Source organism: Salinimicrobium oceani (assembly GCF_012037645.1).
Genome location: NZ_JAAVJR010000186.1, coordinates 1 through 642, shown reverse-complemented (window position 1 = coordinate 642; position 642 = coordinate 1). Strand labels below are relative to the sequence as shown.

The window sequence follows — 642 nt, the reverse complement described above, 5'->3', positions numbered from 1 at the left end:
CCATGTGGTATCAGTCAGATGCTCGCTATGAGAAACGGGCAACCCTGTCTTGTCCACCATACCGGCGGATTAAAGGATACAGTTCAACACGTGCACACCGGTTTTGCCTTTGATGGAAAGACCTATGATGAGAAGGTGTACAATATGGTGGAAAGTTTTAAGGAAGCGTTGTACCTGTTCCAACACGAGAAAACCACCTGGAAACAGATCCAGCTTAACGCCCGTAAAATGAGGTTCACCTGGAAGAAATCTGTTGATGAGTATTACAAGTTGCTTTACACCTTTAATCCGGCAGAGGTAAGAGTGGCTTAGGGAAGTGTTCAGTGATCAGTGGGCAGAAAGATCGGCATTTAATCTCCAATCATACCGGGATTTAATTTCTGTTGAATAAATATTTCTCTTCTTTTTCCAGGGAGCTATTGTTCTCAAAAATCTTCCTTTCCCGGCTTTTTAAATCTTCGGACGAAAAAATCTTTGATAAAGCTTAAAAAAGGCTATTTTTGCCGGCTCTTATGACGAGCACAAAAAAAATATTCATTTCACCGGTTACTCCGCCCTGAGAAACTTCTTTTTCTCAAGATTCCTTCATTTCCTAAGTGAAGGGCGTTATTTTATTCCACATATTTATTTAAAATTTTAGAA

1 pseudogene is annotated in these 642 nt (G+C 40.0%); it reads left to right on the top strand.

Annotation, left to right across the window (positions count from 1 at the left end):
• Positions 1-312: pseudogene (locus HC175_RS16160) on the top strand (glycogen synthase); the annotation flags it as partial.
• Positions 313-642 lie beyond the last annotated feature (330 nt).